A 13,586-nucleotide genomic window follows, 5' to 3' on the forward strand; every position below is an offset into this window, starting at 1 on the left:
CCGGCCGATCAGATTTCCACCAGACCGACGCGCTTGACCTGACGGATGGTGAGCATGGTGCGCACCGTATCGACATTTTCGTCCGCCGTCAGAACCTCGATGACGAAATCCTGAAATTCCGTCAGGTTCTTGGCGACGCAATGCAGCAGAAAGTCGCTTTCGCCCGACACCATCCAGGCCTGCCGCACCAGCGACCAGCCGGCAGTTGCCGCCGCAAAAGCCTTCAGATTGCTGTCCGACTGGCGCTTGAGACCGATCATGCAGAAGGCGACGAGGTCGAAACCGAGCTTCGGGGCGTTCAACATGGCGTGATAACCCTCGATCACGCCCGCCTCCTCCAACTTGCGGACCCGCCTCAGGCAGGGCGGCGCGGAAATACCGACCCTTTCGGCCAGTTCCACATTGGTCATACGCCCGTCGCGCTGCAATTCGCGCAGGATTTTCAGATCGATGGCATCGAGTTCGACGCTGGTCACGGAGGAGTACCTCGTTAAGCTGGAGAACTTCCTTGTACTATTCGGCGCGGGATTCGCAACATTATGCCACCTCCCGGTCACAAAATTGCGCGCGCATCCACAACTGCCTTGTTGGTAACGCAAGGCTGCCCTTGAATAAAGACACTAGACAACCTTAAATACCGGGCAATGAAGGGGTTGTGGCCTGTCCGCCGTGTTGCGGCTGGAAGGTCTTGCTGCTGAAAGGCCCCGCTACCGTAAAAAGGAATGTTTCCATGTCTGCCCGCCATACCAAGGTATTGATCATTGGCTCTGGTCCCGCCGGTTATACCGCGGCGATCTACGCGGCCCGCGCAATGCTGAAACCCGTGCTGATTGCCGGCATGGAACAGGGCGGCCAGCTGATGATCACCACCGATGTCGAGAACTATCCGGGCTTTGCCGATCCGATCCAGGGCCCTTGGCTGATGGATCAGATGCTGAAGCAGGCGACCCATGTGGGTGCGGAAATCGTCAGTGACCTCGTCACCGAAGTTGAAACCAATGTACGGCCTTTCGTGGTCAAGACCGATTCCGGTCAGGTCTGGACCGCCGACACGCTGATCATCGCAACCGGCGCCAAGGCCAAGTGGCTGGGTATCGAGAGCGAACAGCATTTCCAGGGCTTCGGCGTTTCCGCCTGCGCCACCTGCGACGGCTTCTTCTATCGCAACAAGGATGTGATCGTGGTCGGCGGCGGTAACTCCGCCGTGGAGGAAGCGCTCTATCTCGCCCATATCGCTAAATCTGTGACCGTCGTGCACCGCCGCGACAGCTTCCGCTCGGAAAAAATCCTTCAGGAACGGCTGTTCGCGAAGGAAAACGTCAAGATCCTGTGGAACACGGAAATCGCCGAAATCACCGGCGCTCCCGCCAAGCCGCCAATGCCGCCCTCCGTCTCGGGCGTGAGGTTGCGTGACACCAAGACCGGCGCGATCAGCGACACGCCGATCGACGGCGTCTTCGTCGCCATCGGCCACGCGCCGGCGGTTGAACTGTTCAAAGGCAAGGTGAAGCTCAAGGACAACGGCTATATGTGGACCGCACCCGATTCCACCGCAACCGATGTTGAGGGCATTTTCGCCGCCGGCGACGTCACCGACGACATCTACCGCCAGGCAATCACCGCCGCCGGCATGGGCTGCATGGCCGCCCTCGAAGCAGAACGGTACCTCACCGCGCAACAACCGCTCGCGGTAGCAGCGGAATAACCGAAAGGCAGGATAGGCATGGCAATGCCATTGGACTGGGATAAACTGCGCATTTTTCATGCCGCAGCCGAAGCAGGGTCTTTCACCCATGCTGCCGACAAGCTGCATTTGTCCCAGTCGGCCATCAGCCGTCAGGTCAGCGCGCTGGAACAGGATGTCGGCGTCAAGCTGTTCCATCGCCACGCCCGAGGCCTGATCCTCACCGAACAGGGCGAGCTGCTTTATCGCACCGCCCATGACGTGCTGCTGAAGCTCGAAACCGTCAAGATGCAACTGACGGAGACGACGGAGAAGCCGAGCGGCAAGCTGCGCGTGACGACGACCGTCGGTCTCGGCCAGGGCTGGCTGACGGACAAGGTGCAGGAGTTCCTGCAGCTCTACCCGGAAATGTCGATCCAGCTCATCCTCGACAATGAGGAGCTGGACGTGAACATGCGCCACGCCGATTGCGCCATCCGCCTGCGCCAGCCGCAGCAGTCGGACCTCATCCAGCGCAAGCTGTTCACGGTGCATATGCACGTCTATGCCGCGCCGTCCTACATCAACCGTCACGGAGAGCCGCAGTCGATCGAGGATCTCGACAACCACCGCATCATCTCTTTCGGCGAGCCGGCGCCCAACTATCTCCTTGATGTCAACTGGCTGGAAAATGCCGGACGGTCTTCCGACAATACGCGCACGCCGCATCTGCAGATCAACAGCCAGACATCGATCAAGCGCGCCTGCCTGTTGGGAATCGGCATCGCCTGTTTGCCTGACTATATCGTCGGGCGCGATCCCGGCCTCATCCAGCTGTCGCTCGCCGCAGATATTCCGTCATTCGATACCTACTTCTGTTATCCCGACGAGATGAAAAACGCTGCAAAGCTGAAAGCCTTCCGCGACTTCATCGTCGCCAAGGCGCGGAACTGGAACTTCTGACGTTAAAATAGACGGTGCTTGGCTATCGCGCTTTAATTTCAACAGCTTACGCAAAGCGTTGCGTGAGCGGAATGCTTGCGCTCTCCGGCAGCATTGCACATAAAATATACCGGAAATATCGAGGGCTGCGTGGTACGCATGCCTGACCTGCACAAAAAAGAGTTGTTTCGTGCACAAAAAAGCACCATATCGCTCTCAGCTGATGCACACGGTGGCTTTTCCTCCCAGTTCCACCGCATCAGCTGTTCCCCTCTGGAGGTTTTTGACCTTCACACTTAAAGGGCCCTGGATCTATCCGGCGGCCCTCTTTTTTTACCCGCAAGAATTTTCTCCAAATTGGCGAAATATCGCATGATGCAACCTTGTTTTGCATTATTGCCGCTCCCATATTTTAGTTGGCTGTCACGCTCGCCCAAGGCACGCGACAGCTGTTCCCCTCTGGAGGTTTTGACCTTCAAACTTGTCAGGCCGCGGAGACATCCAGCGGCCTTCTTTTTTGGAACCGCCTGCCCACTCCCCACGGTCCTCACAGAGACGTGACTTGTATATCGGAAATGACCGATATAAATATCGCTCATGTCAGATATTAAAGAAACCCAGATGAACCCGGAGGAAATCCTCAAGGCCCTTTCGCACCCTGCAAGGCTGAAATTTCTGGAATGGCTGAAGCGCCCGGAAAGTCACTTCTGTCAGGAGCACCCGCTCAGCATGGGGGTGTGCGCCAACCAGTTTCAGATCAGCGGCCTGTCGCAATCCACCGTCTCGTCGCATCTGGCGGTGTTGCAGGCGGCTGGCCTCATCAGGTCGAAAAAGGTTGGGCAATGGGTGTTTTTTGAGCGCAACGAGGAAACCATCGACGCCTTCCGCAATTATCTGCACGCCAATCTCTGAGCCTCCCAAGCTTTGAGCCCCGCGGTGCCGGATGGGAACTGCAACGCAGGTTTCGATCCGGCACCCGAACCAGATAGCGCGCCTGCCGCGCAATTTCGCCAACCGACCAGAAAGTGAAGTCGCATGACCAGTCTTTTCGAACCGGCACAGGCCGGCGATATCGCACTCGCCAACCGTATCGTCATGGCCCCCCTCACCCGCAACCGCTCGCCGGGCGCAATTCCCAACAATCTCAACGCCACCTATTACGAGCAGCGCGCCACAGCCGGGCTGATCGTCACCGAAGGCACCCCGATTTCCCAGCAGGGTCAGGGTTATGCGGACGTTCCGGGTCTCTACAAGCGGGAAGCGATCGAAGGCTGGAAACAGGTCACCGATGGCGTGCATTCAGCCGGCGGCAAGATCGTCGCGCAGATCTGGCATGTGGGCCGCATTTCCCACACCTCGCTGCAGCCGCATGGCGGTCAGCCGGTTGCTCCTTCCGCCATTCCCGCCAAGTCGAAGACCTATATCATCAATGATGACGGCACCGGCGCCTTTGCCGAAACCTCAGAGCCCCGCGCGCTCACCATCGACGATATCGGCCTCATCCTCGAGGATTACCGCAGCGGCGCACGCGCGGCTCTGGAGGCCGGTTTCGACGGCGTCGAAATCCATGCCGCCAATGGCTACCTGATCGAGCAGTTCCTGAAATCCAGCACCAACCAGCGCACGGATGAGTATGGCGGCTCGATCGAAAACCGCGCCCGCTTCCTGCTGGAAGTTGTCGATGCGGTGGCGGAAGAGATTGGCGCGGGCCGCACCGGCATCCGCCTTTCCCCCGTTACCCCCGCCAACGATATTTTCGAGGCCGACCCGCAGCCGCTCTACAATTACGTGGCGGATCAGCTCGGCAAGCGCAATCTCGCCTTCATCCACGTGGTTGAAGGCGCAACCGGCGGTCCGCGCGATTTCAAGCAGGGCGACAAGCCTTTCGATTACGCAGCCTTCAAGGCCGCCTATCGCAATGCCGGCGGCAAGGGCCTGTGGATCGCCAATAATGGCTACAACCGCGAGAGCGCCATCGAAGCCGTCGAAAGCGGCAAAGTCGATGCCGTAGCCTTTGGCAAGGCTTTCATCGCCAATCCGGATCTGGTGCGCCGCCTGAAAAACGATGCGCCGCTCAACGAGCCGAACCAGCCGACCTTCTATGGCGGCGGAGCCGAGGGTTATACCGACTATCCGGCGCTCGCCTGATAAAGGATCAAGCAAAGACGCCGCATTGCTCAAGAGCGGTGCGGCGTTTTTGTTTCAGCGCAGGCTTCGCGCCTGCCGTGCGGCAAAATCGGAAAACGCGCCCATGACGAAGGCGTTGGGCACATGCAGCGCCTGCAGAAAGCCATTGCCCGTTTCCCGGCCGATGCTCATCAGCGCCACCTGAAGACAATAAAGACCGAGCAGGACCAGCGCGCGGGCAAGGTTAGGCCGCAGCTCGTCATATCGCAGAGCGAGGACCATCAGCGACAGGATCGGAACGGCGATCAGGAAACCGAGCCCCTTGTGCAGCGAAAGCAGCGATCCATCATAATAGAGCGACAGCCCGGCCAGCAGCACCTGCGCGAAGATCAGCACCGGCACGCTTGCCGAAATTACGGCAAACAGGCGACGCCGAGCCGACATTCCATTCGCAGCCGTCGCCATCACACCCTGCCCCCGGCATCCGCCGGATGAGGAAGGCTCGTCGGGTCCTGCCTCTGCTCAAGGCAGCCGAGGCTCGCCAATGTCGTCGATACCGCGACATCGATTGGTGTTTTGGGTTCCGTTCCAAGGAAATCCGTCAGCTTGCGATTGCTCATCCGGATCGGCATCTGCCAGAGATATTGCATTTCAAGCACTTCGCGGAACAGGGGAACGAAAGGCGCGGCCAATTTGATCCCCGGCCAGAATAGCCGCCGCCGCTTGACCGGATGCCCCACAACCCGCTCGATCGCGTCAATCAGCTGCAGCCCATCGAAATCCCAGAAACCTTCCATGTGATAGACGGCGAAAGCCGGAAGCTCGCCTGCCCGGGCCAGCAGCCGGCCAATCGTCTCCGCCACGTCAGGCAGATAGGCCCATTGATGCCCCGCATGAGGGGCGGCGGGATTCTGGACGCTGCGGACCGGCTTTCCCGGCCTTACCAGCATCTGCGAAAACCAGTTATTTCTCGCATCCGGCCCAAAGAAATCCCCCGCCCGGACGATCAGTACCGGCACGCCACGCATCGACGCCATTTTCAGCCGCCGCTCCATTTCCACACGCAGCGTGCCCTTGCGGGTAAAGGGCTTTTGCGGGCTCTCTTCCGTCAGGAGGGGAAAAGCATCCGGGCCGAAATTATAGACGCTGCCCGGAAAGACGATCCTCGCCCCGCAGGCCTCGGCGGCGGCGATGGTATTGTCCAGCATCGGCAATACCTGCCTGTCCCAGTTGCGATATCCGGGAGGGTTGACCGCATGGACGATCAGCCGCGCATCCTTTGCCGCGTCCAGAACGTCCTGCCGGTTCATGGCGTCGCCGGTCACCAACTCGATATCACCAGTGGTCCGGGACCCTGTTTGCTGGCGCGTCATTGCCCTCACCCGCCATCCGCGTTGCTGCAGCATCCTGGAGACCTGGCTGCCGACACCGCCATTCACCCCCAAAATCAGGGCCAGAGGCCGATCATTCGCCGCTGTATCTGCGTTGTTTTCATATATCATCGCCGTACTCCATGTTGTGGGCTGGAGTATCGTCCCGTTCTGCGATATACGAAATTATCGAAATAAGTGGAGCAGCTATACAAAATCTTATGACCAGAAGCCGTGACATCAGCTGGGATTTTTATCGCACCTTCCTCAGCGTGCTGAGCGACGGTTCGCTTTCCGCCGCCGCGCGCGAACTCGGCATCACCCAGCCGACGGCGGGACGCCACATCGGCGCTCTGGAAGAAGCCGTCGGTTTTCCGCTGTTCATTCGTTCGCCCCATGGATTGATGCCGACGGAAGCAGCGCTTGCGCTCCGTCCCTATGCGGAAAATCTGGCGGCGACGACCGCGGCCCTCATGCGCGCGGCCTCCGGCGAGGTCGGCAAGATCGAAGGCACCGTGCGCATCAGCGCCTCTGACATCATCGGCGTGGAAATGCTGCCGCCGATCATCACGGCCATGCAGGAAATTCACCCCCGGCTTGAAATCGAGCTTTCGCTCTCCGATACGCTGGAAGACCTCTTGAGGCGTGAGGCCGATATCGCCATTCGCATGACCGAACCGCAGCAGGATGCGATCGTCATGCGTTACATCGGTAATTTCCGTCTGGGATTTCACGCGACGCGCGACTATCTCGCGAGAGCCGGCGCTCCGAAGAGCATGGAAGATTTGAACCATCACCGCATGGTCGGCTTCGACCGCAAGACGCCTTTCATCCGGGCGGCCATCCAGCGGATGCGCTCGCTCGATCCTGAAATACCCGATATTGAGGAAATTTCCTTCGAAATCCGCGCCGACAGCAACCTCGCCCAGCTTGCCATGATCCGCGCCAGCGCGGGCATCGGCGTCTGTCAGATCGGTCTGGCGCGCAAGGACCCTCGGCTTGTGCAGGTGCTTCCGAAAATCGACATCCCGCTCCACACCTGGGTCGCGATGCATGAAAATCTCAAGACTTCACCGCGATGCCGTGCCGTCTTCAGCGCCCTCGTGGAAGGCCTCAAGGGTCATCTCAAAGAAACCGATCCGGGTGCTCCGCCGAAACGGCGCTAGCGCCAGTCCAGCATCGATACCGCAAAACTCGCTCATCAAAACGGTCTGGCCGGCTGTGACGTCTTGTCGACCACCTCGGCTTCCGGCCGGTCGCCGCCCTGGCTATATTCCTCATGCCAGTGGCCGCTCTCATCCTGATAGCTGATTTCCTCGTCATCGCCTCCCACCTGTTGTTCGGCGGCAACGATGCGCGCGGCCTCGACCGCATCGGCATAGGTAGGAAATGTTTCGGAATAAGCGCCGTTCATGCGGTAGGCGAAGCCTCCGTCATGTTCGACGATTTCATACACCACTTTGGTCATGCATGGTCCTCCTGTCTCGGTAGGCGACATGGCAACCACAACCGCGTTTCAAGCATTGCACCCAATGGGACAGCGCGGCATGAGCAGCATGTCCTGCAACACCACTATCCTACCAAAAGCATTCAAGCGCAAATCCTGCTTGATCTCACGGACGATACGTCACAGCCTGGGTCTGACAGGGGAAGGGAAATCAATGGCGGGTTCTATTCTGAAACAGGAGCGGCTGCTGCTTCTCGCGATACCGGCGGCAATCATCGCCTATATGACCGAGCATGCCATATTCGAAGCCGGAAAAACGGCGGCGCTCATTGCCGCAATCTTGCTGATCGGACTGATCGTTCTCATCTCGATGCGGGTCGCCCACCACGCCGAAATCCTCGCCGCCAAGGTCGGCGATCCCTATGGAACGATGATCCTCACCCTCTCGGCGGTCGCCGTGGAAGTGCTGATCCTCGCCATCATCATGAGCGAATCCAGTTCACCCACCCTCGTGCGCGATACGATCTATTCCGCCGTCATGATCGACATCAACGGCATTCTGGGCCTCGCCGCCCTGCTCGGTGGCCTCCGCCATGGCGAGCAGCCCTATAATGACGATTCCGGCAAGACCTATGGCGTGATGATCCTCACGGCCATGGGTATTTCGATGATCGTGCCGGAGTTCATTCCAGAGCGGAGCTGGCACGTCTATTCCGCCTTCACCATCGTCGCGATGATCGCGCTTTATGCGCTCTTCCTCAAAATGCAGGTTGGCCCTCACAGCTATTTCTTCAGCTACGCCTATCCCCGCAAGGCGCATCCGGCCGGCCAGCCGTCACACGGTCATGCCGAGGAGGAAGACGAAGGCAGCGTTCCGCTTTCCATCGGCCTCATCATCGCCGGCGTGGTGCTGATCGGCGTGCTGGCGGAATTCATGTCGACCTTCCTGAGCGAAAGCCTCGAGGGCACCAGCGCACCGCCCGCACTGATGGCGGTCGTGGTGGCAACAATCTCGGCATCACCGGAAATCCTCACCGCGCTCCGCTCCGCATTGCGCAACCGCATGCAGGCCGTGGTCAATATCGCCATGGGCGCATCGCTCTCGACTGTTATCCTGACCGTGCCTGTCATGGAGGGCATCGCGCTCTATACCGGCCAGCCCTTCATTATGGCCATGACGCCGGTTCAGACCGTCATGGTCTTCATCACCCTCATCGCCGCCGCCATCAACCTCAATGACGGTGAAACCAACGCGATCGAGGGAATGACGCATTTCATCCTTTTCGCCACTTTCATCATGCTGCTGTTTCTTGGGCTTTAAAAACGGGCGTCGCGCCTGGATTTCAGGCATCTGACAAGGCGTAGAAACCTCTCCTCCGTCATCCTCGGATCAAGCCTAAGGATGACGTCTAGCGTGCGGAAGCCCCATCGAACAAAAAAGCCCGGCATCGCTGCCGGGCTTCTTTCAAGACTGTATCAACCGATCAGCGGCAATCGGCGCAGAAGCGCTGGATGCGCTTGCAGGCTTCTTCCAAGAGCGCTTCCGACGTGGCGTAGGAAATGCGGAAGTTCGGGCCGAGGCCGAAAGCCGATCCCTGCACGACGGCGACGCCTTCGGCTTCCAGAAGCTCGGAGACGAAATCCACATCCGACTCGATGACCTTGCCCGACGGCGCGGTCTTGCCGATCATGCCGGCGCAGGACGGATAGACGTAGAACGCGCCTTCCGGAGCCGGGCAATTGATGCCCTTGGCCTGGTTGAGCATGGAGACGACGAGATCACGACGACCTTCGAAAATCTTCTTGTTGGTCGGAATGAAATCCTGCGTGCCGTTCAGCGCTTCGACAGCTGCCCACTGTGCGATGGAGCTCGCGCCCGAGGTCTGCTGGCCCTGGATCATGTCCATGGCCTTGATCAGCGGCAGCGGGCCGGCTGCGTAGCCGATACGCCAGCCGGTCATGGCATAGGCCTTGGAGACGCCGTTCATCGTCAGCGTACGGTCATAAAGCGAAGGCTCTACTTCCACCGGGGTGACGAATTTGAAATCGCCATAGGTCAGGTGCTCATACATGTCGTCAGTCAGCACCCAGACATGCGGATGCTTGACCAGCACGTCCGTCAGCGCCTTCAGCTCGTCATGCGAATAGGCAGCGCCCGAGGGGTTGGACGGCGAATTGAAGACGAACCACTTGGTCTTCGGCGTGATCGCCTTTTCCAGCGCTTCCGGCTTCAGCTTGAAATTGTCTTCGAGCGTCGTGTCGACAAAAACCGGCGTACCACCGCAAATCGCCACCATTTCCGGGTAGCTCACCCAGTAAGGCGCGGGAATGACAACTTCATCACCCGGGTTCAGCGTGGCCATGAAGGCGTTGAAAAGGATCTGCTTGCCGCCCGTGCCGACAATCGTCTGCTCCGGCTTGTAGTCCAGGCCGTTTTCACGCTTGAACTTGTCGGCAATGGCCTTGCGCAGTTCCGGAATGCCGGAAACAGGCGTGTATTTCGTTTCACCGCGCTTGATGGCGTCGATGGCCGCTTCCTTGATATTTTCGGGCGTATCGAAATCCGGCTCGCCGGCGCCAAGGCTGATCACATCGCGGCCCTTCGCTTTCAGCTCACGGGCTTTCTGGGTAACAGCGATGGTGGCGGATGGCTTTACGCGGGAGAGAATGTCGGCAAGGAAGGCCATTTTTAATCGGTCCTATTGGGGTTGACATCAGCAGAGGTTGGAAAACTTGTCATCTGCGGCATTTTCTATGTCGAAAGACAGGCCTTCTTTCAAGGTCAAAAGCCGGCTTATGTGCCGCTGCAGAGAATTTAACCTTCCTTAACCCGGAAGTAACGCTTGATACGCTACATTCGCGAGCCTAGAGGTCGTGTCTCTATAGCTGGTTGAAAAATGGCGCTCAAAAGCATCTTTTCCAGTCTTGTCCGCGAGGTCGATGGCACATGGTCCACGGCCTATCGCACCTTTAACCTGAAATCGGCACTGCAGCCCATTTTCCGCCGCACGATGAGCGGGGTGCTCGACATCGATTCCTTCGAGGGTCTGGTGCGTCCCCACCGCAATGGCGAGCCGGTGACGCCGGGCGAATTTTTCTCGCTGGTCGCGCCGGAAGACATCGAAAATATCGACAGCATCCTGCGCACGATCCATATTCTCAACACCGGCAGGCTCAACCGTTCCCGCGCCCGCATCTTCGTCAACTTCCATCCGGGCCTGTTCCAGACGCCGGCCAAGATGCGCCAGGAAGTAGAGCGCATGCGGCTTGCCGCCCACGAGGCCGGCATGACGGCGGATCGCATCGTCTGCGAAATCTCCGAGAAAAAGGCCTCCGACACACAGATGGTCGCGGACTTCGCTTACCACATGCACGATATCGGCTTTCGCGTGGCGCTTGATGACTATGGCGCCGGCGATTCCGACATCGACCGGGTAAAACTCATCAAGCCGGATTATGTGAAATTCGAAGCGGGCTGGGTGCGCGATTTCATGCAGAATTCGGCGGGCGCCGCCCTTCTGCGCGTCATCGTCCACCAGTTCCGCGACGATGGGATTGAGCCGGTCTTCGAAGGGCTGGAAACAGGCTGGCAAGTCGATCTCTGCGAGGAACTCGGCGTCCTGCTCATGCAGGGTTACGTGCTGGCGAAGCCCGAACTTGCCCCGACCAGTTTCGACGCACGTTTCCCGGAACTCGGCAGTGAATATTTCGCCCCGTCAAGGGCGGAGAGAAACGCTGCACCACCCACATTTTCAAGGGAAGACCGCCCGGTCGATCCGCATCCTCTGCGCCAGGTCAGGACCTTCGGAAAACGCGGCCTCTGACGTCATATCCGGCCAAAAGGACGCCATATCAGGCTTTGCCACAATATTGCCGCAATAAATGCTGCGGAACGCCAGAATTCGGTCTCTAAGCCGTCCATTTCGAAGCCTCTTTTATCCTTTAAGAACAGGGACAAGAGGCGACAGCCATGTTTACCAACGATCGGACTTCCGTTGAAAGGTTAAGGGCGCAGAGAACGCTGTTTTCCCTCTGGATGGCCGTTGCGGCTTTTCTTGTCATCGTCACCATGGCCGCCGGCATCGCAACCTCGGCCAATGCGGCTGCTCAGGCGATCGACACCCTGCACACCTCCGCCATCCCTCAGGTAGCGGCAACCACGAAGGCCGGCCCTCACATCCTGCTCATCGTCCTGTCAGCCGCAGCCTTCATCGGCCTCGGCATTGGCGGCCTGACGCTCACCCGGCGCAGCCTGAAGGACGAGGCCCGCCGCTACAAATAAGCGGCCTCCCCCCCCTCGACTTGCGGCCTCGGCATGTTGCTGCTAAAGCACCCGGGAACAGTCGTCCGCGTCGCCGGATCGACATTCCAGAAATCCCCTGTTTGCCACGGCCGTGACTGAATGATCTCTCGGCCCTGCTCTGCTGGTGCCAACAATGACGCGTATTCAGGCCAATATGCTGCTTCTGCTCGCCGCAGCAATCTGGGGAGGCGGCTTTGTCGCGCAATCCTCCGCCATGGCCTCGATCGGCCCGTTCTGGTTCGTCGGTCTGCGTTTCGCCATTGCCGCCATCGCCGTGCTGCCTTTCGCGCTCATGGAAACACGGTCGCTGAAATCGCCGCCGCGCCGGCGCGAAATCGGCAGTTTCATTCTCGTGGGCCTCGCCCTGTTCGGCGGCGCCACTACCCAGCAGGTCGGGCTCCTGACCACGACCGTCACCAATTCCAGCTTCCTGACCGGGCTCTACGTCATCTTCGTGCCCGTGATTGCCGTCGTGCTTTACCGGCGTCATCCCCACTGGATCGTCTGGCCATGCGCGCTGATGATGCTGGGCGGCATATTCCTGCTCTCCGGCGGCGCCTTCGAGACGCTGACAACGGGTGATATTCTCAGCATCATCTGCGCCTTCTTCTGGGCGATCCAGATCACGCTGGCCGGACGCTTCGTTTCCGAAAGCGGAAGGCCGCTGGCGCTTTCCTGCACCCAGTTCGCCGTTTGCTCCCTTCTTAGTTGCATGATCGGTGTCGTGTTCGAACCGATCAGCATGGCCTCCATCGAGGCTTCGCTCGCGGAAATCCTCTATGTCGGCCTCGTCTCCTCCGGCCTCGCCTTCGTGCTGCAGGTCATCGGCCAGCGTTACACCACGGCCCCGCAGGCTGCGATATTCCTGTCTTCGGAGGCGCTTTTCGGCGCTTTGCTGGCCTCGATTTTCCTCAAAGAAACTATTTCGGGCGCCGGCTACATCGGCTGCCTGATCATATTCGTCGCGATCCTGATCGTCGAACTGGTGCCGGAACTGACGCGCAAACGGCAAAAACCCATGGCCGGAGCGGCCTGACGCAAAAAGAACTTATTTTTCTTATTCCGCCATAAATGCGGGGTACGGCATTCAAATTTTGCCGTGAAATCCTGCGGCAAACGGCAATTATTTCATCAATTGTCGCCCCTGCAGAAAAAATATGCGATTGCGCGATGTTATTCTACCGCAGGTTTTTTATCTGACAAAAAGCCCGTGAAAACTTTTGCTTGCCAATTTTTGATAAACGCATCACTCTACCGCGGTTCGGGCAATTTGCGAGCATGGGAAGGCCTATAAATTTGCGCACTGGGGACGCTATAAACCTCGGGCGGTGGGACGAAAAACGTTGGATGAAAACGCCATTACTTCCCGCTGCGAAGGTCCATTTTCTCAATAGTCAAAAACTGCCTGCCAACGCCCACGCGGGGCAAAACTGTAATGCTGCCTGTAGCTGAACGCGGGCAGAGCGAAAAGGACCTGATGCATGGCCGAAACTGGCACCGTAAAATTCTTCAATACAGACAAAGGCTTCGGCTTCATCAAGCCAGACAATGGTGGCGCTGATATCTTTGTTCACATCTCTGCTGTACAGGCTTCCGGCCTGTCCGGACTTTCAGAAAATCAGAAAGTGAGCTTCGACACGGAACCGGATCGTCGCGGCAAGGGCCCGAAGGCAGTCAATCTGCAGATTGCTGGCTGACCCTAAAACGGCTTTCTTTTCTAGTTGAAGCCCGGCA

15 protein-coding genes are annotated in these 13,586 nt (G+C 58.8%); 10 read left to right on the forward strand and 5 right to left on the reverse strand.

Translation table 11 applies throughout. The features are described 5' to 3' along the window. Positions 1 to 8 precede the first annotated feature (8 nt). Positions 9 to 476, reverse strand: a complete 468-nt coding sequence (locus QRN60_RS10775; protein ID WP_004430414.1) for an Lrp/AsnC family transcriptional regulator — start codon at positions 474 to 476, stop codon at positions 9 to 11. Between the two features lie 254 nt (positions 477 to 730). Here QRN60_RS10775 and trxB point away from each other — a divergent pair, with 254 nt between their 5' ends. The 4 genes from trxB (at position 731) to QRN60_RS10795 (ending at position 4,753) form a co-directional block, all read left to right on the forward strand. Then, positions 731 to 1,705, forward strand: a complete 975-nt coding sequence (gene trxB, locus QRN60_RS10780; protein WP_004430412.1) for a thioredoxin-disulfide reductase — start codon at positions 731 to 733, stop codon at positions 1,703 to 1,705. A gap of 24 nt (positions 1,706 to 1,729) precedes the next feature. Further along, a complete protein-coding gene (locus QRN60_RS10785; RefSeq protein WP_020011327.1) occupies positions 1,730 to 2,626 on the forward strand; it encodes a LysR family transcriptional regulator VtlR in 897 nt (298 codons plus the stop codon). Between the two features lie 600 nt (positions 2,627 to 3,226). After that, positions 3,227 to 3,517, forward strand: coding sequence for an ArsR/SmtB family transcription factor (locus QRN60_RS10790; protein ID WP_026363860.1), 291 nt, complete (start codon positions 3,227 to 3,229; stop codon positions 3,515 to 3,517). Positions 3,518 to 3,640: 123 nt separating this feature from the next. After that, entirely contained in the window at positions 3,641 to 4,753 is a 1,113-nt protein-coding gene (locus QRN60_RS10795) for an alkene reductase (protein WP_060725136.1), read from the forward strand. 54 nt (positions 4,754 to 4,807) lie between these two features. Here the strand turns inward: QRN60_RS10795 and QRN60_RS10800 are convergent, their stop codons facing one another. Together QRN60_RS10800 and QRN60_RS10805 are read right to left on the reverse strand one after the other, a co-directional pair. Further along, positions 4,808 to 5,197 (reverse strand): DUF6220 domain-containing protein, encoded by a 390-nt coding sequence (locus tag QRN60_RS10800; RefSeq protein WP_004430402.1) that lies wholly within the window; start codon positions 5,195 to 5,197, stop codon positions 4,808 to 4,810. Then, positions 5,197 to 6,234 carry an NAD-dependent epimerase/dehydratase family protein gene (locus tag QRN60_RS10805; RefSeq protein ID WP_099086029.1) on the reverse strand — a complete coding sequence of 346 codons (1,038 nt, stop codon included), beginning with the start codon at positions 6,232 to 6,234 and terminating at the stop codon, positions 5,197 to 5,199. The genes QRN60_RS10800 and QRN60_RS10805 overlap by 1 nt, the downstream gene beginning before the upstream one ends. An 89-nt stretch (positions 6,235 to 6,323) precedes the next feature. Here QRN60_RS10805 and QRN60_RS10810 point away from each other — a divergent pair, with 89 nt between their 5' ends. Beyond that, positions 6,324 to 7,268: a LysR family transcriptional regulator gene (locus QRN60_RS10810; RefSeq protein WP_020011333.1), complete on the forward strand. Its 945-nt coding sequence runs from the start codon at positions 6,324 to 6,326 to the stop codon at positions 7,266 to 7,268. A gap of 35 nt (positions 7,269 to 7,303) precedes the next feature. Here QRN60_RS10810 and QRN60_RS10815 read toward each other — a convergent pair whose 3' ends face one another. Then, positions 7,304 to 7,570, reverse strand: a complete 267-nt coding sequence (locus QRN60_RS10815) for a DUF2188 domain-containing protein (RefSeq protein ID WP_004430396.1) — start codon at positions 7,568 to 7,570, stop codon at positions 7,304 to 7,306. A 193-nt stretch (positions 7,571 to 7,763) separates the two neighbouring features. Here QRN60_RS10815 and QRN60_RS10820 point away from each other — a divergent pair, with 193 nt between their 5' ends. Further along, entirely contained in the window at positions 7,764 to 8,870 is a 1,107-nt protein-coding gene (locus QRN60_RS10820) for a calcium:cation antiporter (RefSeq protein ID WP_087744659.1), read from the forward strand. A gap of 163 nt (positions 8,871 to 9,033) precedes the next feature. On the opposite strand, the gene QRN60_RS10825 is transcribed toward QRN60_RS10820, so the two are convergent. After that, positions 9,034 to 10,236: a pyridoxal phosphate-dependent aminotransferase gene (locus tag QRN60_RS10825; protein WP_004430390.1), complete on the reverse strand. Its 1,203-nt coding sequence runs from the start codon at positions 10,234 to 10,236 to the stop codon at positions 9,034 to 9,036. A 210-nt stretch (positions 10,237 to 10,446) separates the two neighbouring features. On the opposite strand from QRN60_RS10825, the gene QRN60_RS10830 reads away from it, so the two are divergent. The 4 genes from QRN60_RS10830 (at position 10,447) to QRN60_RS10845 (ending at position 13,549) form a co-directional block, all read left to right on the forward strand. Further along, the gene (locus QRN60_RS10830) at positions 10,447 to 11,373 is read left to right on the forward strand and encodes an EAL domain-containing protein (RefSeq protein ID WP_087744662.1); all 927 of its coding nucleotides are present in this window, start codon (positions 10,447 to 10,449) and stop codon (positions 11,371 to 11,373) included. A 146-nt stretch (positions 11,374 to 11,519) separates the two neighbouring features. Then, complete coding sequence (locus QRN60_RS10835; protein ID WP_080868451.1) at positions 11,520 to 11,831, forward strand: hypothetical protein; 312 nt, start codon at positions 11,520 to 11,522, stop codon at positions 11,829 to 11,831. Positions 11,832 to 11,985: 154 nt separating this feature from the next. Further along, positions 11,986 to 12,888 (forward strand): DMT family transporter, encoded by a 903-nt coding sequence (locus QRN60_RS10840; protein ID WP_060725141.1) that lies wholly within the window; start codon positions 11,986 to 11,988, stop codon positions 12,886 to 12,888. A gap of 445 nt (positions 12,889 to 13,333) precedes the next feature. Beyond that, positions 13,334 to 13,549 (forward strand): cold-shock protein, encoded by a 216-nt coding sequence (locus tag QRN60_RS10845; protein ID WP_003494703.1) that lies wholly within the window; start codon positions 13,334 to 13,336, stop codon positions 13,547 to 13,549. The last annotated feature ends 37 nt before the right edge of the window (positions 13,550 to 13,586 follow it).

The sequence above is a fragment of the Agrobacterium sp. CFBP2214 genome (assembly GCF_030209895.1).
GTDB lineage: Bacteria > Pseudomonadota > Alphaproteobacteria > Rhizobiales > Rhizobiaceae > Agrobacterium > Agrobacterium radiobacter.